This is a genomic window from Enterobacter cloacae complex sp. Mu1197 (assembly GCF_040059225.1).
GTDB lineage: Bacteria > Pseudomonadota > Gammaproteobacteria > Enterobacterales > Enterobacteriaceae > Enterobacter > Enterobacter quasiroggenkampii.
On record NZ_CP157375.1, the window covers coordinates 3,439,721 to 3,459,296 of the forward strand.

Below are 19,576 nucleotides of genomic sequence, written 5' to 3' on the forward strand. Positions count from 1 at the left end.
TTCCCCAACAAAAAAAATAACTGTCATACTTTTCTGGCACTGTTGGACATATCGTGGAAATGCTCGCCATAATAAGGACGAGACGGATTTACCACGTCCTGTGATTGAACTGGAGTGTGAGCTGTAATGGGTCAGGAAAAGTTATATATCGAGAAAGAGCTAAGCTGGTTAGCATTTAACGAACGTGTACTCCAGGAAGCGGCTGACAAAAGTAACCCGCTGATCGAACGCATGCGTTTTTTGGGCATCTATTCCAACAATCTGGATGAGTTCTACAAGGTTCGCTTTGCCGAGCTGAAGAGACGCATCATCATCAGCGAAGAACAGGGCCTAAACTCGCACTCGCGGCACCTGCTGGGCAAAATCCAGTCCCGCGTGTTGAAAGCCGATCAGGAATTTGACGGCCTGTATAACGAACTGCTGCTGGAGATGGCGCGTAATCAAATCTTCCTGATTAACGAACGTCAGCTTTCCGTTAACCAACAAAACTGGCTGCGCCACTATTTTAAACAGTACCTGCGCCAGCACATTACCCCGATTCTCATCAACCGCGAAACCGATCTGGTGCAGTTCCTGAAAGATGACTACACCTATCTGGCCGTGGAAATTATCCGCGGTGAATCCATCCGTTACGCGCTGCTGGAGATCCCGTCCGACAAGGTCCCGCGCTTCGTGAACCTGCCGCCGGAAACCCCGCGCAGACGCAAGCCGATGATCCTGCTCGATAACATCCTGCGCTACTGTCTGGACGACATCTTCAAAGGCTTCTTCGATTACGATGCCTTAAACGCCTACTCGATGAAGATGACCCGTGACGCCGAATATGACCTGGTGCACGAGATGGAAGCCAGCCTGATGGAGCTGATGTCCTCCAGCCTGAAACAGCGCCTGACGGCCGAGCCGGTGCGCTTTGTCTATCAGCGCGATATGCCGGACGCCATGGTGGAGATGCTGCGCGAGAAGCTGACCATTTCGCGCTATGACTCCATCGTGCCTGGTGGCCGTTACCACAACTTTAAAGACTTTATCGGTTTCCCGAACGTCGGCAAAGCCAATCTGGTGAACAAGCCGCTGCCGCGCCTGCGCCATCTCTGGTTCGATAAATTCCGCAACGGATTTGACGCCATCCGAGAACGCGATGTCCTGCTCTACTATCCGTATCACACCTTTGAGCACGTGCTGGAACTGCTGCGTCAGGCCTCGTTCGACCCGAGCGTGCTGGCGATCAAAATCAACATCTACCGCGTGGCAAAAGATTCCCGCATCATCGATGCGATGATCCACGCGGCGCACAACGCCAAAAAAGTGACCGTGGTGGTGGAGCTGCAGGCGCGCTTCGATGAAGAGGCGAACATTCACTGGGCGCGTCGTCTGACGGAAGCCGGTGTACACGTCATCTTCTCCGCGCCGGGGCTGAAAATTCACGCCAAGCTGTTCCTGATCTCCCGTAAAGAGGGCGATGAGGTGGTGCGCTACGCCCACATCGGTACCGGGAACTTTAACGAGAAAACGGCGCGAATCTATACCGACTACTCGCTGCTGACCGCCGATGCCCGCATCACCAACGAGGTGCGCCGGGTCTTTAACTTTATTGAGAACCCGTACCGTCCGGTAAGCTTCGACTATCTGCTGGTCTCGCCGCAGAACTCGCGCCGTCTGCTGTACGATATGATCGATAAAGAGATCGCCAATGCCCAGAAAGGGCTGTCGTCCGGCATCACGCTGAAGCTCAACAACCTGGTGGACAAAGGGCTGGTAGACAGGCTGTACGCCGCCTCCAGCTCCGGCGTGCCGGTTAACCTGCTGATCCGCGGCATGTGCTCGCTGATCCCGGAACTGGAAGGCATCAGCGACAATATTCGCGTGATCAGCATTGTTGACCGCTACCTGGAACACGATCGGGTCTATATTTTCGATAATGCGGGTGATAAACAGGTCTATCTCTCTTCGGCAGACTGGATGACGCGCAATATTGACTACCGAATTGAAGTCGCGGCACCGCTGCTGGATCCGCACCTGAAGCAGCAGATCCTCGACATCATCGAGATTCTGTTCAGCGATACCGTGAAAGCACGCTATATCGACAAAGAACTCAGTAACCGCTATGTACCGCGCGGCAACCGCCGCAAAGTGCGGTCGCAACTGGCGATTTACGACTATATCAAATCACTCGAGCAACCCGATTAACCTATGCCGATAAATGATAAGACCCCACGCCCGCAGGAATTCGCCGCGGTCGATCTAGGCTCTAACAGTTTCCATATGGTCATCGCCCGTGAGGTGGATGGCGCGCTGCAGATCATCGGTCGTCTGAAGCAGCGCGTGCACCTGGCGGATGGCCTTGATGAACGCAGCATGCTCAGCGAAGAGGCAATGGAGCGTGGGTTAAACTGCCTGTCGCTGTTTGCTGAACGCCTGCAGGGCTTCTCGCCCTCCAGCGTCTGCATCGTGGGCACCCACACCCTGCGCCAGGCGCTGAACGCGCCAGAGTTTCTCAAGCGGGCCGAAAAGGTGATCCCTTACCCGATTGAGATCATCTCCGGTAACGAGGAAGCGCGTCTGATTTTCATGGGTGTCGAACACACCCAGCCGGAAAAAGGGCGCAAGCTGGTGATCGACATCGGCGGCGGTTCTACGGAGCTGGTGATTGGCGAAGACTTTGAGCCTCGCCTGGTGGAAAGCCGCCGTATGGGCTGCGTCAGCTTCGCGCAGATGTATTTCCCGGGCGGCACCATCACCCGCGAGAACTTCCAGCGAGCGCGTATGGCAGCTGTCCAGAAACTGGAAAACCTGGCCTGGCAGTACCGTATTCAGGGCTGGAACGTTGCGCTGGGCGCGTCAGGCACCATCAAAGCAGCGCATGAGGTGCTGCTGGCAATGGGTGAAAAAGACGGGTTCATCACGCCCGAACGCCTGACGCTGCTGACCGACGAAGTGCTGAAGCATAAAAGTTTTGACGCCTTAAGCCTGCCGGGTCTTTCCGACGAGCGTAAGGCGGTCTTCGTGCCGGGGCTGGCCATCCTCTGCGGCGTGTTTGACGCTCTCGCCATTAAAGAGCTGCGCCTTTCCGACGGCGCGCTACGCGAAGGCGTGCTGTACGAAATGGAAGGCCGTTTCCGCCATCAGGATATTCGCAGCCGCACCGCGCAAAGCCTGGCTAACCAGTACAACATCGACCGCGAGCAGGCGAAGCGCGTGCTGGACACCACGGTGCAGATGTACGAGCAGTGGGAAGAGCAGAATCCGAAGCTCGCGCACCCGCAGCTTGCCGCGCTGTTAAAATGGGCCGCGATGCTCCATGAGGTGGGGCTGAACATCAACCATAGCGGGATGCACCGCCATTCGGCCTATATTCTGCAAAACAGCGATCTGCCTGGCTTCAACCAGGAACAGCAAACCATGATGGCGACCCTGGTGCGGTATCACCGCAAAGCCATCAAGCTCGACGACCTGCCGCGCTTCACGCTGTTCAAGAAAAAGCAGTTCCTGCCGCTCATTCAGCTGCTGCGTCTTGGCGTGCTACTCAATAACCAGCGTCAGGCGACCACCACGCCGCCCACGCTGAAGCTTAAAACCGACGACCATCACTGGACGCTGAGCTTCCCGCACGACTGGTTCAGCCAGAATGCGCTGGTCCTGCTGGACCTGGAAAAAGAGCAACAGTACTGGGAAGCGGTCACCGGCTGGCTGCTCAAAATTGAAGAAGAGAGCGCTGACGTCGCCGCGTAACGGTTCAGGCGTCCGCGCAGGACGCCTCCGTTTCCAGCAGTGATTCAAGCGGCGCTGGCCTGCCAATCAGATAGCCCTGCACATAATCGATGCCTAGCGCGTGAACCGCGCTACGTATCTCCTCGGTCTCGACATACTCTGCCACCACCAGCATCTTCTTCATGCGCGCCAGATGGCAGATAGACGCCACGATCTGATAATCCAGGCTGTTGTTGACGATATTGCGGATAAAGCTGCCGTCGATCTTGAGAATGTCGGCATCCACGCTTTTCAGCCGTGCATAGCTTGCATAGCCGGTCCCGAAATCATCAATCGCAATGCGTACCCCCATTTTCTGCAACTGCTGGAGGATGTGTAGCGCCTGCTCCCCGCTGCCGAAGGTGCTGCACTCCGTCACCTCAAAAATCAGCTGCCACGGCTCAATGGCGTATTTCGCCAGCAGGCGACTCACCTCAAGCGGGAACGGCACACGGCATACGGTTGAGGGGGCCAGATTAATGGCAAAACGCTGGCCGGGCAGGCTCTCGCGATGCGCGGCCAGGAAGCGCAGCGTATGCTCAAGCACCCACAGGTCCACCCGGGAGGACAAACCAAACTCCTGCGCGACAGGCAGGAACTGGTCGGGAGAGATCAATAGCCCGTTTGTATCCGGCATCCGCAGCAGGACTTCGTGATAGCAATCGCCACGCATGCCGCGAACGGGTTGAACCAGCAGGGTGAATTCGTCGTTATCGAGCGCCTTTTGCAGGCGGCTCATCATCGCGACTTTATCCTTCAGGCTGCGCTGCAAATGGACGGCACCACGCTGCTGAAGATTTTCCGGATGGTTTGAGGAGAGTGACAGATCGGCCACCACCCCCAGTTCACCCAGCACCAGATAAAGATGGTTAACCGGGGACCGGACATAGCAGTAGCTTACGCCCACCTGCGGCTGCAGCGGCATGCCGTCCCAGACAAAGCGGAACTGCTTGATATGCTCGTCCAGGGTTTCAATTCGCTGCTGGTGCGATTCCGCGTTGAGCCGCACCGCCATGTCATACCCGGTGAGGTGATACACCAGCTCGTTGGGCTGGAGGGTACCGTTTACCCACTGCGCCAGCTGCTGTTTGTACAAAATACGCAGCAGCACGCCGTAATTTCGGCCCAGAATTTCCAGCTCCGGAATGCGCAGCAGACAGAGCGCCGACCACGGATTCTTCGCCAGATCGCGCGACAGCGCCCGCAGGTTAGGCATATGGACGACCGGGTCGAGCAGCGCCAGCCTGCGGGAGCGTTTATTCACGGTGCGCTGGCGAGTCGCCAGCATCGACATATAAATCACCACAAACGAGAAGACCAGGTAACTGGACGAGGTGATCGCCAGCTGAATGTCATACCCCTGGTTCTGCGGGATATAGTGATAATAGTAGTGAATAGACACCAGCAGCACCGGCGTCCAGATCAGCGATATCAGTTTATAGCCAAAACGCATCGCGCCCCAGAGCATCACCGGCATCAGCAGCGACAGGGTATAGTTTGTGGTGAATATGGAGCTGTTTTCATTCATCGGGAGCAGCAGCAGCGTAAGCAGCCCGCCTAGCGTAATCGCCCACAGCACAAACTCAGCGACCGTCACCTTTTTGTCTATCTGGGCACGGATCTGCGAGAGAAGACTTTTGATATAGCGCGGATGACGAATCAGGCGGATCAGCAGATAGCTCAGCGGCATGCCCGTCAGCCCGCTGACCAGCAGCGCCTGGTAGTTGATGAGCGTACGAATATTAAGAGGGTTTAATCCCGCAAGGCTCTGGCGGCTCTCATACACGCCCAGATACACGGCAAACTGAAACAGCACCAGAAACAGCGTCGCGGGGCAGAAGGCCTGCCAGAAGATGCGCTGCGCCATTAAGCGGATGTCGCCGTACGCCGTCATATTGCGTCTGGGCGCAAACACCCGGTAGCCGCCCCAGCTGAGCACTAAAGGGACGATAAAATGGAGCACACCGGCAACCGTTTCAAACATCCCGACCGACGGGTAATAGCGGATAAACAGGGATAATACGATCCCGGGCAGCGCTTCCAGGCCAAAGAACATCATCAGCGAAAGCAAAAATGAGAGCGGTAAATAATAGAGTGCCACAATGCCGTCGCCCAGCTGCGTAAACGTATTCGCAACGCTCAGCGCGGGGAGTAAAACCACAGGTAAAATAAGCGGCAATGCCCACCAGCGGTTTGCATTGTTTTTCAGGAAAGCGAGAATAGTCATAGATGCCCGGTTAAACCCCTATCGCTCCAGAGGGAAATAAAGACAGGCATCCAACCTGACGTACGCGCCACCCGGCAGCATGTCGGGCGAACAGTGTGGAGGAAGGATTTTAAATATCAGCGCCGGGAATCCGTTGACATAAATCAAACTACTTTACGCAAATAACATTTTGTGGCGTTTTTTCGACATCTTTTTCTTCATATTATCAATATGGTAAATGCGTTGATTAATTTCAATAACATTAATTAATGTAAACATTGACGGTTATTTACACATCACAGAATTGACCCCATCTTCTCGCTGTGCCTTAATATCCTTATCGCCCGGAAGGGCTTATCCAGGAAAAACAGAGTGAGTCAGGTCACGCGTATGCGCAAACGACATCGATTTAACACCCGAATGACCCGCATCATACTGCTCATCAGCTTCCTGTTTTTCTTTGGCCGCTTCGTTTACTCTTCGATTGGCGCCTGGTACCACCATCAGGATAAAACCCAGTCGCAGCAATCCAGCCTGACCGTCGACACCGCTGACCGCTAAACCGCCGAAGGCTGTTGCACGAGCCGAATAAGGGCCGCGATCCCTTTGCTGAGGATTTTATCCTGCCGCATGACCACCGCCAGCTGCCGCTGCAGCATGGGCATCAGCGACATCACGCATAGCCCTTCGCGATCGACCTCCTGTTCCACCGCCATGCGCGGCACGATGCTGTAGCCCAGCCCTGCGCGAACCATGCGTTTGATCGCCTCGATGCTGCCAAGCTGCATCACCGGCGCGATCGCTAAACCCTGGGCGGCAAACCAGCCGTCGATCAGCGCCCGGGTCCCACTGCCTGATTCAAAGGCAATCAGCGGATGAACGTGCAGCGCGGCTGGGGTGAAGTCCCTGAATGCAGCCTGCTGTTCCCTTGAGGCGATAAAGACAAACTCTTCGTCCATCACCGGCATCACGTCCAGCGCTCTGCCACTCACCGGCAGCGTGACCAGCCCCATATCGAGACGGTTCTCTTCGATAGCTCTGACGATGTCGAGGGTGTTGCCCGTCGTCACCCCCACGCTCAGGAGCGGATAGTCGCGGCGTAGCTGCTCCAGCAGCGGCGGCAGAAGATGGATGCAGGCCGTTGCCCCCGTGCCAAGCGTAATGGTGCCGCTTACGTCGTGGCTAAACGCATTCACGGCCCGGATGGCGTCATCCACCACCTGCTGAATACGCTCCCCGTGCGCCAGCAAGGTTTCTCCGGCAGCCGTCGCCCTAATCCCTCGTCCGGTACGCTCCACCAGCCGCGTTTGCAGAAACTGCTCCAGCTGACGTATTTGCAGGCTGACGGCGGGCTGGGAGAGGCCTAGCACGTCCGCTGCCGCTGAAAAACTGCCGCGCTGGATCACCAGACGGAAGGTGGCGAGATAGCCCAGATTAAGCGTCGTCATTCAAAGTTTCTCTTATACCGCGCATAAGGTTGCGGCCCTGCCAGCACAATACCGCGCCCGTTATGCTCTGGACAACTGCATAACGGAATGAACACTCATGGAAACACCTGCCCTGCCACACCGCCTCGCCCTCACGGCCGGGTGCAATCAGCTCATCAACTGGGGGATCTCGTTTTATATGCCCGGCACCTTTGCGCTGGCCATTTCAGCCGACCGGGGATGGTCATCACCGCAGATTTACCTCGGCCTGACGCTGGCGATGCTGGTGATGGCGGCGGTTTCCCCTTTTGTCGCCCGCCTGCTGGCACGCTTTGGCGGTCAGAAGGTGGTGATGGGCGGAACGCTGCTGATCGCCGCAAGCTGCGCCTGTATGGCGTATACCCGGACGCTTTATGGCTGGTACGGCGCCTGGCTGGTTACGGGCGTGGGAATGCGCCTGTCGCTGTACGATGCGCTGTTCGCCGCGCTGGTCAACCTCTACGGACAACAGGCGCGAAGAACAATCTCGCGCGTCACGCTGGCGGGCGGGCTGGCCTCCGTCGTCTTCTGGCCGCTGGGCGATGCGCTGCTTCACGTGATGCGCTGGCAGGACGCATTACGCATTTATGCCCTGCTTGGCCTGCTGAGCGCGCTGCTGATCCGCACGCTTCCCCGGCAGCGGCTGACGGTGACGACGAAAATCGCCGCACCGCCGCTGAACAACGAGCGCAGAAACGGCTGGCTTTATGCCGCCTTCATTGCCCTCATCACCTTTGTCTCTAACGGCACCTCCACCCATCTGCCGGAGTTTATTGCCCACTACGGCCTGCCGGTCGCTATCGGCATGCTGTGGGGAATCGGCCAGACGGGCGCGCGCTCGCTGGAGGTGCTGGCGGGGGCTCGCTTAACGCCCTTCACGTTAACGCTTTTTACCGCTCTCGCCATGCCGCTCTGTTTTCTTGTTGGGTTGAGCAGCGCCCTGTTTGTCTGGTGTGCGGCCGGCTTTGTGCTGGGCTATGGGGCCATCAACGGGCTGGTTACCCTTGTCAAAGCCACCCTGCCGCTGGAGCTGTTTAGCGCGGAAAGCTATGCCCGCCGCACGGGCATGCTGCTTATCCCCGGTCAGCTGATGGCCGCAGCCTCACCGTATGCCTATGCGTGGCTAAATAAAACGCTGGGGATCGCGGGTGCAATGGGGGTATCGACGGGCCTGACGCTGCTGATTGCCGGGCTGGCGATAGCCATTGTGCGCCGTCCCGGGAGGCAAACTGTATCGCACTGTATCCCGCGGGCCACGGTGACAAACGGGTACAAAACGCCCCCTCCGGCAAATATCTCCGATACATAAAAATGGTTTTCTTTCCCTGTCGCCATTGAGAACTGATGAGGAGAGAGAGCAATGATTCGTCGCTACGTACTTTTCCCCCTGCTTGTCCTGACATCCGTCGCAGGTGCCCAGGCCATACCTCTGGACAATCTGAGCGCCGCGGACGTTAACGGCCCCGCCGCCGTTGCCCCGCTGGCGCAGCCGCAGCCGCCTGCAAAACTGATCGTCGATCCGCCGCTTGCCGGGCCGCTGAGCAAAGGCGCGGTGTTTATCCAGTACCGCGCCGAAAATCTTCGCATCGAGCCGGTATTCGGGCCCGACGCGCTCAAGATCACCCCGCGCATCGGGCACATTCACGTGGTGGTGGATGATGCGCCATGGCACTGGGCTGACACCAGCGGAGAGCCGGTGATCCTGGTGGGGCTGCCCGCCGGTAAACACAAGGTGACGATAATTCTGGCCGACCCGACGCACAAGCCGCTCGACCACAAAACCGTTGAATTCACCGTCCCGCCCCACGCGGCGGTCCACCATTTTTAAGGAGTCTGAAGATGAAAGCACTGTCTGTAGTCACGGCAGGCCTGCTGGCGCTTTTCGCCAGCGCCTTTGCGCAGAGTAAAACCAGCGTCGTGCTGGTCCACGGCGCGTTTGCCGACGGCAGCAGCTGGAATAAGGTCATTACCCTGTTGCAGAAACAGCACGCAGAGGTCATTGCCGTCCAGCTGCCGCTCACGTCGCTAAAAGATGACGTTGCCGCCACAAAGCGGGCCATCGCCCGCGCGCGGGGTGACGTAGTGCTGGTGGGTCACTCCTGGGGCGGCACCGTCATTAGCGAAGCGGGCAACGATGCGCGGGTAAAATCGCTGGTGTATGTGGCGGCTTTCGCGCCGGACTCCGGCCAGTCGACGGCGGACCTGGCAGGAAGCTACCCTGCACCGCCGGGCAGCGCGGGCATTGCCAAAACGGCGGACGGCTATTTATATCTGCCAACGGACGCCGTCAGGAAGGATTTCGCGCCGGATGTGAAACCGGGTGAACAACAGACCATTGCGGCCACGCAGGGGCCAATAAAGGGCGAAGCTTTCGCAGAAAAAGTGACTCACGCCGCGTGGCACAACAAACCGAGCTGGTATGTGGTGAGTCAGAATGACCGGATGATTAACCCGGCGCTTGAACGCGCGATGGCGAAGACGATCCACGCGAAAACCACCGAGGTGGCGGCGAGCCACGTGTCGATGGTGAGCCAGTCGCAGATCGTTGCCCGGACGATTGAGCAGGCGATTGAAGCAAAGTAATTTTTTGCGAATTGTAGGCCGGGTAAGCGCAGCGCCACCCGGCAAAAAACAGCCTCAGCGCCCGCCATCCGCGGGATAATCCCGATTAATCCACGCGTGGTCCTCTTCCCAGGTGAACATCCACTTGCGCACCGGCCCGGCCATCACGTTGAGATAATAGCTGTCATACCCGGCCATCGTCGCCACCGGGTGGTAGCCCTTCGGCACCATGACCACGTCACGGTTATAGACCGCCATACACTCATCCAGCGCTCTGTCGTCGGTGTAAACCCGCTGCATGCAGAACCCCTGCTCCGGATTGAGGCGATGGTAGTAGGTCTCCTCCAGATAGGTCTCCTGTGGCGGGTTATCCGTGTCGTGCTTGTGGCTCGGGTACGAGCTGGTGCAGCCCTCGTTGGTCCAGACTTCCACCACCAGCAGGCTGTCGGCGGGCTTGTCTTCCGGCAGAATGTTGTGCACATAGCGCTGGTTGTGACCCTTACCGCGCGCCTCACCGGCGATATCCTGCGGGGCAATCAGCCGCGTCGGATGCGTGCCCTTGCCCGGCGCGGCGCAGACCGCCAGCTCCAGCGTCGTCAGCGCCTTCACCTGCACCGTCTCCTGCGGAGTGACGTACACCGCCCACGGCTTGATGCGCTCAAACGGGCTCATCCGCTCGCCGATGTCGTTAAACTGCGCGGAAGGCGTGCTGATGGAGGCGCGTCCTGCCACCAGCACCAGACAGCGCTCTTCGCGGACGGCGGGCAGCGTCAGCGTCTGCCCCTCCTGCAGCTCATACGCCTCAAAGCCGACGTATCCCCACCCTGCGCTTTCCGGCGTGACGGACTGAGTGCGCCCCTCCGCGTTTGGCTGTTGCCAGCGTGATAACAGACGTGACATGTCACCTCCTCAAATCAGTCCGGCGTCGCGCGCCAGACGGCTCAGATTGTTATACCCCAGACGGGCGTAGGTCAGCGGATGGGCAATAGCCGGATCCTGCTCCGCCTCCACCACCAGCCAGCCGTGATAGTCCTGCGCCTTCAGTAGCTGCATAATCGGCGGATAATCCACGCAGCCGTCGCCCGGCACCGTAAACACGCCGCTCAGTACCGCATCAAGGAAGCTGGTTTTGCGGTTTTTCACGTCCGCCAGCACGTCGGCACGCACGTCTTTGCAGTGAACGTGGTTGATACGCGACGCCCAGCGCTGCGCCACCGCCAGCGGATCGGCCCCGGCAAAGGTCAGGTGACCGGTGTCCAGCAGCAACCCAACCTCTTCGCCGGTGTGGGTCATCAGGTTGTCCACGTCGTCGGCGGACTCAATCACCGTGCCCATATGGTGATGGTAGGCAATCTGCACGCCCTGCTGCTGGGTGTAGCGGGCAAATTCGGTAAGCTTCTCGCCGTACTCCTTCCAGCGCGACTGCGGGAAGCGCGGGCGCAGGTGCACCGGGGTCTGCTGCTCGCCGTGAATGCAGCCGCTCACTTCCGCAAAGACCAGCACCTTCGCCCCCAGCTCGCGCAGCAGCGTCAGGTGGGACTGCACGGCGGCGATCTCCTCCTCCACGCTGCGCTCCAGCAGGCGGCCGGAATACCAGCCGGAGACCAGCTGCAGGTCGTGGCGCTGCAGGATGGGGCCGAGCAGGCGCGCTTCGCGCGGGAACTTATTGCCCAGCTCGAAACCGGCGAAACCGGCCTCTTTACCTTCGCTCAGGCAGGTCTCCAGCGACGTCTCCGCGCCGAGAGAAGGCAGATCGTCGTTCGTCCACGTCAGCGGGTTAATGCCCAGTTGTACACTCATTGTCGTCTCCATTATGCGTGTCCGCGCTCGCGCCACCAGGCGATAAGCTGCAGGTAGTTGTCCCGGATGCGCGCCACCAGCTGCGCATCGTCAATATCGTGCTTCAGCCACGCGCGGGAGGCATCGCCAAACAGCGTGCGCCCTACGGCGAAGCCTTTTACTACCGTTTGCCCCGCTGCGGCCCTGAAGTCGGCGCGCAGCTGTTCCGCCGGAGCGTCCAGGCCGAGGATCACCACCCCGCGGCAGTGCGGGTCCCGGCGTTCGATAATCTCGCTCAGCGCCGTCCAGCCCTCCGCTGAGAGCGGCGGCAGCTTCCACCAGTCGGGATAAATGCCGAGGTTGTAGAAGCGGGAAATGGCGCGCAGGTAGAGCTCGTCGCTGCGCGGCATGGTCGCAGGCAGGATCACCTCCAGCAGCAGCTCGTGCCCGGACCGGCAGCAGGCGTGATACACCTCGGCAATTTTCTGCTCCTGCTCCAGGCGCAGGCCGTGAGCGTCTTCCGGATGGAAAAAGACCAGGCACTTCACCACGTGCTCCTGTGGCCAGCTGATGAGCTGGGTGCCGATGTTGCCATGCTCCATCTCCAGCGGACGCGAGCCCGGCAGCTCAATGGGGCGACCAATCCACCACCCCTCGCCGGTGATGGCGTTCAGCGCGTCCTGACCAAAGGTGCCGTCGCACAGCAGGCCGGCTTTGCCCTCCAGCCCGGCCCGGCTCGCCGCCTCGCGGCTGGCCTGCAGGATCAGCTGCTTCAGCGCCGGAATGCGCCCGATCGACGCGCCGCACTGCAGCGCCATCTCCTCAAGCTGGCTGCGGTGATCGAAGGCCATTACGCACAGCTCCGGCCACTCGCGGCGGCGGGTGGTCACCCGGTGGAGGTGGTTCAGACGCGGGTCGAGGTCCGGGCGCGGCACATCCGCAGCGCGGGAGAGATAGTCATCCAGCTCGATTTTGCTCGGCATCGCCGGGGCGCAGCCGTGGCGCGAGACCACCAGCGCGCCGCAGGCGTTGGCATAGCGACACGCCTGCTCCCAGCCCTCGTCGTTCAGGTAGCCGCGCAGCAGGCCGGACATAAACGCGTCCCCCGCGCCGAGGACGTTCAGCACCTCCACGCGCACGCCAGTCACCGTCAGGCCGTCGTCCAGCCGGGGTGGAATGGCGTCGGTATAGACCGAGCAGCCGAGGGCGCCGCGCTTGCAGACCAGCGTTGCTTCACTCACGGCACGCACCTGCCCCAGCGCCTGCAGGGTCTCCGTGCTGCCGCCCGCAATGTGAAACTCCTCCTCGGTGCCGACGATGACGTCGAAGAGGTGCAGCACCTCCTGCAGCTCGCGGGTGACCTTATCGGCGGCGATAAAGCGCGTTTCACCGTCGCCTAAGGAGGTCAGCCCCCACAGCACCGGACGGTAGTCGATGTCCAGCACCGTGCGCACGCCGTGACGGCGGGCATAGCCCAGCGCCGTCAGCACCGCATCGCGGGTCTGAGGATGAGAAAGGTGAGTCCCGGTGATGGCAAGACAACGTGCGGAGGCAATGTAGCTTTCGTCCACATCGCTGGCCGTAATGGCCATATCCGCGCAGTTATCGCGATAAAAAATCAGAGGAAAGGTGTCCCGGTCTTTAATGCCGAGTAGCACCAGCGCCGTGAGGCGGTCTTTATCAGTAATCAGATGGCTGGTATCGCAGCCCACCTGGTTAAGCTCTTCCCGCAGGAAGCGGCCCATATGTTCATCGCCGACGCGCGCCAGCATCGACGAGCGCAGGCCCTGGCGCGCGGTGCCGTACGCCACGTTGCCGGACGAGCCGCCGAGGTATTTGGCAAAGCTCGACACATCCTCCAGACGGGCACCAATCTGCTGACTGTAGAGGTCTACCGCCACGCGGCCCATGCATATCACATCAAACTGCTTTTCCACGTTGATACCTCATCAGACAATGTCGTTCACGTTCAGCCAGCGGCCTTCCCGGTGCGAGAGCGCGATCGCGTCCAGCACGCGCGACACCTTCCAGCCCTCTTCGAAGTCCGGCCACATCGGCACGTCGGCGGCAATCCCGTCCACCAGATCGCGCACCTCCACCGTTTTTTGATCGTTAAAGCCTATCCCGTGGCCTGCGCCCATGCAGAACGCGGCGTAGTCGGGGTGTGCAGGGCCGACGAGTAAGGTGCGGAATCCCTGACGGTTAACCGGATCGTCATGCAGATAGAGCTTCAGCTCCGCCATGCGCTCCTGGGTGAAGCTGATGGCGCCTTTCGTGCCGGTAATGACGTACGACAGCCCCATCTTGCGGCCGCAGGCGACGCGGGAGGTTTCAATCACGCCCTGCGCCCCGCCCGCGAAGCGCACCATCGCGTGCGCCTGATCCTCGTTTTCGACGGCAACCATGTCCGACGAGCCGGCCTTCGCCGGGCGTTCCGGGACCACGATCTTCAGGTCGCCGCAAACCTGCTCAATCTCCCCGACCAGGTACTGGGCCATGTTGACGATATGCGCCGCGAGGTCGCCCAGCGCGCCCAGCCCGGCGGTCTCTTTGAAGCAGTGCCAGTGAATGGGCGAGCGCGGGTCGGCCATATAGTCTTCGTTGTGGGTGCCGTAGAAGTGGATCACCTCGCCAATCTCGCCGCGGGCGATAATCTCCTTCGCCAGCTGCGCCGTCGGGTTTTTCATGTAGTTGAACCCCACCAGCGTTTTCACCCCGGCCCGCTTCGCGGCGTCGACCATCTCCCGTGCGTCGTGGGCGTTCAGCGCCAGTGGCTTCTCCGAGTAGACGTGTTTGCCGTGGCGGATCGCCTCCAGCGCCATCTCTTTATGCAGATGGTTGGGTGAGCAAATATCCACCACGTCGATCGCCGGGTCGGCCACCAGTGCCCGCCAGTCGCCGGTGGAGCGGTTGAAGCCAAACGCCTGCGCGCGCGCTGCCGCCAGCTCCGGCGTGACTTCCGCCACCATCTCGCGCACCAGCCTGCCGCGCAGGTTGAACACCGTCGGGGCCTGGGCATAGGCGATAGCGTGCGCCTTGCCGATATACCCGGTGCCAATCAATCCAATACGAACCTCTTTCATCGTGATCCTCACAGTGCGCCGCGACGGCTCTTGGCGTAGGTATCAAACGCCACCGCCAGAACGATAATTAATCCGGTGATAATCTGCTGGTAGTAGGCCGAGACGTTCATCAGCACCAGGCCGTTAATCAGAATCCCCATGATGATGGAGCCGATGATGGTGCCGCCGATGCGCCCGTAGCCGCCCATCAGCGAGGTGCCGCCAATCACCACCGAGGCGATGACGCGCAGCTCAAAGGAGATCCCGGCCACCGCCTCGGCGCTCCCCAGACGCGCGCTCAGAATGAAGCCCGCCAGCCCCGCCAGGCAGCCGATCAGCACGTAGACGCTGACCAGCACGCGCTTGACGTTTACCCCCGCCAGGCGCGCCGCCTCCGGGTTACCGCCGATGGCGTAGACGAAGCGGCCCCAGCGGGTTTTATGCAGCGCCAGATAGCCGCCGAGGGCGACGATGGCGAAGATCCAGATCGGAATGGAGATGCCGAGCAGCTCCCCACGCCCCCACCAGCGGTAGCCCTGATCGAAACCGGCAATCGGCGCGCCGTCGTTGATCACCAGCGTCAGGCCGCGCCAGATGGTCATCCCGCCGAGAGTCACGATGAACGGCGGCAGGCGCAGGCGGGTCACGCCCAGACCGTGCAGGAAGCCAATCGCCGTGCCCATCGCCAGGCAAATCCCGAGCCCAATCAGCCAGCTCATACCGCCCCAGGCGTTCGGGTCGACAGTAGTGAAGTTGTCGCCCTTAATCACGTACGCCGCGGTCATGGCGCAGACCGCCAGAATGGAGCCCACGGAGAGGTCAATCCCGGCGGTCAGGATGACGAAGGTCATCCCTACGGCCATGATCCCGTAGATGGAGACTTCGGTCAGGATGTTGAAAATATTGCGTTCAGAGAAAAAATTACTGTTCTGCGACTGGAAGAAGATCAGCAGCAGGATCATGAAAATCAGCACCCCGAAGCGCTCGAAGAAGGCGATGGGATCGATGCGTCCGGCGCGTTTGACCGGGGCCTGCGTTTTAGAAATCATCTGCGTCATGAGAAACTCCGTTATGCCGCGTTCAGGGCGTTGTGGTTGATGGCCATCATCGTCATCAGCCGTTCTTCGTTAGCGTCGTCACCGTGGATCTCGCCGGTCACTCGCCCTTCGCTCAGGGTGATGATCCGGTCTGACACCGCCATCACTTCAGGCAGATCGGAGGAGATCACGATCACCGCCACGCCCTTTTTCGCCATGTCAAACAGCACCTGGTGCACTTCCGATTTGGTTCCCACGTCGATGCCGCGCGTCGGCTCATCGACGATCAGCACCCGCGGGTTGAGCGCCATGCAGCGCGCGAGGATCACTTTTTGCTGGTTACCGCCGGAGAGCTTGCGCACCTCCTGCGCGCTGTTGACCATTTTGATCTGCAGCGCCTTGCGGTAGGACTCGATCAGATCGTCCTCTTTGCGGGTGTTCACGAACCAGCGCCACTGCAGCAGCGAGGAGAGGCAGGAGAGCGACAGGTTGTCGCGAATCGACAGTCCCAGCACCGCCCCCTCTTTTTTGCGGTCTTCCGGTACCAGCGCCACGCCCTGGTCAAGGGCATAGAGCGGGTCGCGCGGCTGGTACGGTACGCCGTCCAGCTCAAAGCTCCCGGCGGTAAACGCGTCTGCGCCAAACAGGCAGCGCGCCACTTCGGTGCGCCCGGCGCCCACCAGTCCGGCAATGCCTAAGACCTCCCCGGCGTGGACGTGGAAGCTGATGTCGTGCAGAGCGATGCCGTGCGGATCCAGCGGCGGCTTTTCGCGGCTCAGCCCCTTCACCGCCAGGCGGACGGGTTTGTCCTCATGATGGGTTTCGCTGGCGGGACGGCGATTAAAGGCCACGTCGCGCCCGACCATCAGGCGGATGAGCTGTTCGACGTTGGTCTCCGCCACCGCGCCGGTGCCGGTGAAACGGCCGTCCTGGAAAACGGTGAAGCGATCGCAGAGCTGGAAAACTTCGTGCAGACGGTGGGTGACATAGATAATGCTCACGCCACGGTTTTTAAGCTCGCGCACCACGCGGTGCAGGCTTTCCACCTCGCTGTCGCTCAGCGCGGCGGAGGGTTCGTCCATAATGATGAGCCTGGCGTTGAGGGTCAGCGCCCGGGCGATCTCCACCATCTGCTGCTGGGCAACGCTCAGACGGGCGACCGGCGTGGTCGGCGCAACGTTCAGCTGCAGATAGTCGAGAATGACCTGCGCCTCCTGATTGACCGCCTTTTCGTCGACGATCAGGTTACGTTTACGCGGCTCGCGCCCGAGAAACATGTTTTCCGCGACGGTCATGTTGGGCAGCAGGTTGAATTCCTGATAGATGGTGATAATGCCCTTGTTCTGCCGTTCCACCGGGGAGTCGTCCACCGGCAGCGTTTCGCCGTTGAACCAGATCTCCCCGCGGGTTTGCGGCTGCGCCCCCGCGAGCGCCTTCAGCAGCGTCGATTTTCCCGCCCCGTTTTCCCCCAGCAGGGCGTGAATTTCTCCGCTGCCGACGGTCAGCTGGGCGCTGCTTAACGCCCAAACGCCGGAAAAGCTTTTTGCCAGGTCGGTCACTTTCAGTAAGGGTTGCGACATCGGTCTGCTCCTCCTTTAGAGTGAGCCGCCGCGCCAGCGGCGGCTACGGATAAATCAGTTACCGGCCTCACCGATACGCTCAGCCTGCTGCAGGTTCTCTTTGGTGATCAGCGTCGGCGGGTAGTCGGCCCCGGTGATGGCTTTTTTCTCGCGCACGTTGGCCACCAGCTGGCTCATCGCCGTCTGCACCGCAAAGCCCGGACGCTGATCCGCCGTCACCGCCAGCCAGCCGTCGCGCACGCGGGCCAGCGCTTCCGGTACCGCATCAAAGCCGGTGACCAGAATTTCGCCCGGCTTCACGCCCTGGCTCTGCAGGGCTTCAATCGCCCCCAGCGCCATGTCGTCGTTGGCGGAGAGGATCACCTGAGGACGTTTCGGCAGCGAGGGCAGCACGCTTTCCACGATGCGCATCCCTTCAGAACGCATCCAGTTGCCGGTCTGATCGGCGACGATCTTGTACTTATCCCCGCCCGCCTTCAGGCTGTCGCGGATCCCTTTAGTGCGTTCGATGTTAGAGGAGGAGCCCGGCTGGCCGGTCAGCAGAATGATCTCCGCCCCGTCGGGGAATTTGGTTTTGACGAAGTCGCCAATCGCCTGGCCGCCTTTGTAGTTGTTGGCGCCAAAGTGCGGCACTTTCTTCTGGCTGTCGACGGAGCGGTCAAGGGTGACCACCGGCAGCTTCGCATCCTGAATTTCATCCACCGCGCTGGAGACCGCGTTCACGTCGTTAGGGGAGACGATAAAGCCCTGCGCGCCGCGGGTGATGGCGTTTTCCAGGTCAGCCACCTGCTTCGGTGAACTGCCCTGCCCGTCCAGCACCTGAAGCTTCACGCCCATCTCTTTTGCGGCTTTTACCGCCGTGCGCTGCATGTGAACTTCAAACGGCATGGCCAGGTTTGGCGTACTGAAAACAATTTGCTCGTTTTCGGCGAGAGCGGCCCCGGACGTCATGGCGATGAGGGCGGCTACGATCAGTTTTTTCATTATTATGTCTCTCTGTGTAGGGTTGTGGTGTTTAGAGGACGATCTCGCGCTGGCTGCGCAGTGACTCCAGCGCTTTATCCGCAAGGTACAGCGCACGTTCACCATCATCGCCGCTGCAGTCAGGCACCGCTTCGCCGCGCAGGACCGCGACAAAGTGTTCCCATTCCGCGGCGTAAGCGGATTTGTAGCGCTGCAGGAAGAAGTGTTCCGGCAGCGCGCTGGTGCAGCCCTGTTTGCCGTAGTGCTGCACCTGGTTTTCCAGAATGTTGCCCGCGCACAGCAGCCCTTCGGAGCCGTGCAATTCCAGGCGCTGGTCGTAGCCGTAAGATGAGCGGCGGCTGTTGACGATGGTCGCCATCGCGCCGGAAGCGTATTTCAGAACGATAAACGCGGTATCGATGTCGCCTGCCTCGCCAATCGCCGGATCCACCAGGTTGCTGCCCTGGGCATACACCGACACCGGCTCTTCGCCCATGATGAAGCGGGCCATGTCAAAATCGTGAATGGTCATATCGCGGAACATGCCGCCGGAGACGCGCACGTACTCCGCAGGGGGTGGAGACGGGTCGCGGGAGATGATCAGCAGCGATTCCGGCTTGCCGATGCGCCCGGCCTGCACGTCGGTTTTCACGCGGCGGAACTGCGGGTCAAAGCGGCGGTTAAAGCCGATAAACAGCGGCACGTCGTACTCTTTGACCACCTTCAGGCAGTCGCGCACGCGGGCAAGGTCGAGGTGGACCGGCTTTTCGCAGAAGATGGCCTTACCGTGGCGGGCGGCCATTTCAATCAGGTCCGCGTGGGTATCGGTGGCGGAGGCGATCAGCACGGCGTGAACGTTAGGGTCGGTCATCGTTTCATCCAGGCTCTGCTGGCGGGCCTGATACTGCGTGGCGAGGCGGGTGGCAAATTCCTGATTCGGGTCAACCACGGACCAGAGCGTGGTCGCGCCGTGGCTGGCGATGTTAGCTGCATGTACCTGGCCAATTCGGCCAGCGCCCAGTAAAGCAATGTTAAACATAACGGCTCCCGGTGTTGGTGAATGCTGTGAACTAACGACCCTATAAATAAAACATTTATTTCATTTTTATAAATAGTGAAAATTATGTTTTTGAGTGCGGGTTAACACTTTTGAGATGAATGAGATAAATTTTGT

Annotated in this window: 16 protein-coding genes; 6 read left to right on the top strand and 10 right to left on the bottom strand. The window is 60.1% G+C overall.

What is annotated here, in order from left to right:
- Window positions 1-126 precede the first annotated feature (126 nt).
- Both ppk1 and ppx read left to right on the top strand, forming a co-directional pair.
- Window positions 127-2,187, top strand: a complete 2,061-nt coding sequence (gene ppk1 / locus ABFV38_RS16125; RefSeq protein ID WP_348957565.1) for a polyphosphate kinase 1 — start codon at window positions 127-129, stop codon at window positions 2,185-2,187.
- A gap of 3 nt (window positions 2,188-2,190) precedes the next feature.
- Entirely contained in the window at window positions 2,191-3,729 is a 1,539-nt protein-coding gene (gene ppx / locus ABFV38_RS16130) for an exopolyphosphatase (protein WP_008501646.1), read from the top strand.
- A gap of 4 nt (window positions 3,730-3,733) precedes the next feature.
- Here ppx and ABFV38_RS16135 read toward each other — a convergent pair whose 3' ends face one another.
- On the bottom strand, window positions 3,734-5,974 hold the full coding sequence (locus ABFV38_RS16135) for an EAL domain-containing protein (protein ID WP_348957566.1): 2,241 nt from the start codon (window positions 5,972-5,974) through the stop codon (window positions 3,734-3,736).
- 351 nt (window positions 5,975-6,325) lie between these two features.
- Here ABFV38_RS16135 and ABFV38_RS16140 point away from each other — a divergent pair, with 351 nt between their 5' ends.
- Complete coding sequence (locus tag ABFV38_RS16140; protein WP_021241815.1) at window positions 6,326-6,514, top strand: YfgG family protein; 189 nt, start codon at window positions 6,326-6,328, stop codon at window positions 6,512-6,514.
- Here the strand turns inward: ABFV38_RS16140 and ABFV38_RS16145 are convergent.
- The gene (locus ABFV38_RS16145; RefSeq protein WP_348957567.1) at window positions 6,511-7,401 is read right to left on the bottom strand and encodes a LysR family transcriptional regulator; all 891 of its coding nucleotides are present in this window, start codon (window positions 7,399-7,401) and stop codon (window positions 6,511-6,513) included. The two genes, ABFV38_RS16140 and ABFV38_RS16145, sit on opposite strands and share 4 nt — an antisense overlap.
- Before the next feature lie 97 nt (window positions 7,402-7,498).
- Here ABFV38_RS16145 and ABFV38_RS16150 point away from each other — a divergent pair, with 97 nt between their 5' ends.
- Genes ABFV38_RS16150 through ABFV38_RS16160 form a run of 3 tightly spaced genes read left to right on the top strand, consistent with a single transcriptional unit; the run spans window position 7,499 to window position 10,002 of the window.
- A complete protein-coding gene (locus tag ABFV38_RS16150; protein WP_348957568.1) occupies window positions 7,499-8,728 on the top strand; it encodes an MFS transporter in 1,230 nt (409 codons plus the stop codon).
- Between the two features lie 51 nt (window positions 8,729-8,779).
- Window positions 8,780-9,247, top strand: a complete 468-nt coding sequence (locus ABFV38_RS16155; protein ID WP_348957569.1) for a DUF6130 family protein — start codon at window positions 8,780-8,782, stop codon at window positions 9,245-9,247.
- 11 nt (window positions 9,248-9,258) lie between these two features.
- Window positions 9,259-10,002: an alpha/beta hydrolase gene (locus tag ABFV38_RS16160; RefSeq protein WP_348957570.1), complete on the top strand. Its 744-nt coding sequence runs from the start codon at window positions 9,259-9,261 to the stop codon at window positions 10,000-10,002.
- A gap of 54 nt (window positions 10,003-10,056) precedes the next feature.
- Here ABFV38_RS16160 and iolB read toward each other — a convergent pair whose 3' ends face one another.
- From iolB to iolG, 8 genes are read right to left on the bottom strand one after another with little or no spacing between them, the layout of a single operon-like run.
- The gene (iolB, locus tag ABFV38_RS16165; protein WP_090420154.1) at window positions 10,057-10,881 is read right to left on the bottom strand and encodes a 5-deoxy-glucuronate isomerase; all 825 of its coding nucleotides are present in this window, start codon (window positions 10,879-10,881) and stop codon (window positions 10,057-10,059) included.
- A 9-nt stretch (window positions 10,882-10,890) separates the two neighbouring features.
- The gene (gene iolE, locus ABFV38_RS16170; protein WP_348957571.1) at window positions 10,891-11,781 is read right to left on the bottom strand and encodes a myo-inosose-2 dehydratase; all 891 of its coding nucleotides are present in this window, start codon (window positions 11,779-11,781) and stop codon (window positions 10,891-10,893) included.
- An 11-nt stretch (window positions 11,782-11,792) separates the two neighbouring features.
- A complete protein-coding gene (gene iolC / locus ABFV38_RS16175; RefSeq protein WP_348957572.1) occupies window positions 11,793-13,697 on the bottom strand; it encodes a 5-dehydro-2-deoxygluconokinase in 1,905 nt (634 codons plus the stop codon).
- Between the two features lie 12 nt (window positions 13,698-13,709).
- A complete protein-coding gene (locus ABFV38_RS16180; protein WP_024907544.1) occupies window positions 13,710-14,843 on the bottom strand; it encodes a Gfo/Idh/MocA family oxidoreductase in 1,134 nt (377 codons plus the stop codon).
- Between the two features lie 8 nt (window positions 14,844-14,851).
- The gene (locus ABFV38_RS16185; RefSeq protein WP_008502116.1) at window positions 14,852-15,880 is read right to left on the bottom strand and encodes an ABC transporter permease; all 1,029 of its coding nucleotides are present in this window, start codon (window positions 15,878-15,880) and stop codon (window positions 14,852-14,854) included.
- A gap of 11 nt (window positions 15,881-15,891) precedes the next feature.
- Window positions 15,892-17,439, bottom strand: coding sequence for a sugar ABC transporter ATP-binding protein (locus ABFV38_RS16190; protein ID WP_348957573.1), 1,548 nt, complete (start codon window positions 17,437-17,439; stop codon window positions 15,892-15,894).
- 54 nt (window positions 17,440-17,493) lie between these two features.
- On the bottom strand, window positions 17,494-18,423 hold the full coding sequence (locus ABFV38_RS16195) for a sugar ABC transporter substrate-binding protein (protein ID WP_008502118.1): 930 nt from the start codon (window positions 18,421-18,423) through the stop codon (window positions 17,494-17,496).
- 31 nt (window positions 18,424-18,454) lie between these two features.
- Complete coding sequence (iolG, locus tag ABFV38_RS16200) at window positions 18,455-19,441, bottom strand: inositol 2-dehydrogenase (RefSeq protein ID WP_348957574.1); 987 nt, start codon at window positions 19,439-19,441, stop codon at window positions 18,455-18,457.
- Window positions 19,442-19,576 lie beyond the last annotated feature (135 nt).

Bases quoted from the DNA above. Each gene is read 5' to 3' on its own strand.
- ppk1 (WP_348957565.1), top strand. From the start codon at position 127: ATGGGTCAGGAAAAGTTATATATCGAGAAAGAGCTAAGCTGGTTAGCA.
- ppx (WP_008501646.1), top strand. From the start codon at position 2,191: ATGCCGATAAATGATAAGACCCCACGCCCGCAGGAATTCGCCGCGGTC.
- ABFV38_RS16135 (WP_348957566.1), bottom strand. From the start codon at position 5,974: ATGACTATTCTCGCTTTCCTGAAAAACAATGCAAACCGCTGGTGGGCA.
- ABFV38_RS16145 (WP_348957567.1), bottom strand. From the start codon at position 7,401: ATGACGACGCTTAATCTGGGCTATCTCGCCACCTTCCGTCTGGTGATC.
- ABFV38_RS16150 (WP_348957568.1), top strand. From the start codon at position 7,499: ATGGAAACACCTGCCCTGCCACACCGCCTCGCCCTCACGGCCGGGTGC.
- ABFV38_RS16155 (WP_348957569.1), top strand. From the start codon at position 8,780: ATGATTCGTCGCTACGTACTTTTCCCCCTGCTTGTCCTGACATCCGTC.
- ABFV38_RS16160 (WP_348957570.1), top strand. From the start codon at position 9,259: ATGAAAGCACTGTCTGTAGTCACGGCAGGCCTGCTGGCGCTTTTCGCC.
- iolB (WP_090420154.1), bottom strand. From the start codon at position 10,881: ATGTCACGTCTGTTATCACGCTGGCAACAGCCAAACGCGGAGGGGCGC.
- iolE (WP_348957571.1), bottom strand. From the start codon at position 11,781: ATGAGTGTACAACTGGGCATTAACCCGCTGACGTGGACGAACGACGAT.
- ABFV38_RS16180 (WP_024907544.1), bottom strand. From the start codon at position 14,843: ATGAAAGAGGTTCGTATTGGATTGATTGGCACCGGGTATATCGGCAAG.
- ABFV38_RS16185 (WP_008502116.1), bottom strand. From the start codon at position 15,880: ATGACGCAGATGATTTCTAAAACGCAGGCCCCGGTCAAACGCGCCGGA.
- ABFV38_RS16190 (WP_348957573.1), bottom strand. From the start codon at position 17,439: ATGTCGCAACCCTTACTGAAAGTGACCGACCTGGCAAAAAGCTTTTCC.
- ABFV38_RS16195 (WP_008502118.1), bottom strand. From the start codon at position 18,423: ATGAAAAAACTGATCGTAGCCGCCCTCATCGCCATGACGTCCGGGGCC.
- iolG (WP_348957574.1), bottom strand. From the start codon at position 19,441: ATGTTTAACATTGCTTTACTGGGCGCTGGCCGAATTGGCCAGGTACAT.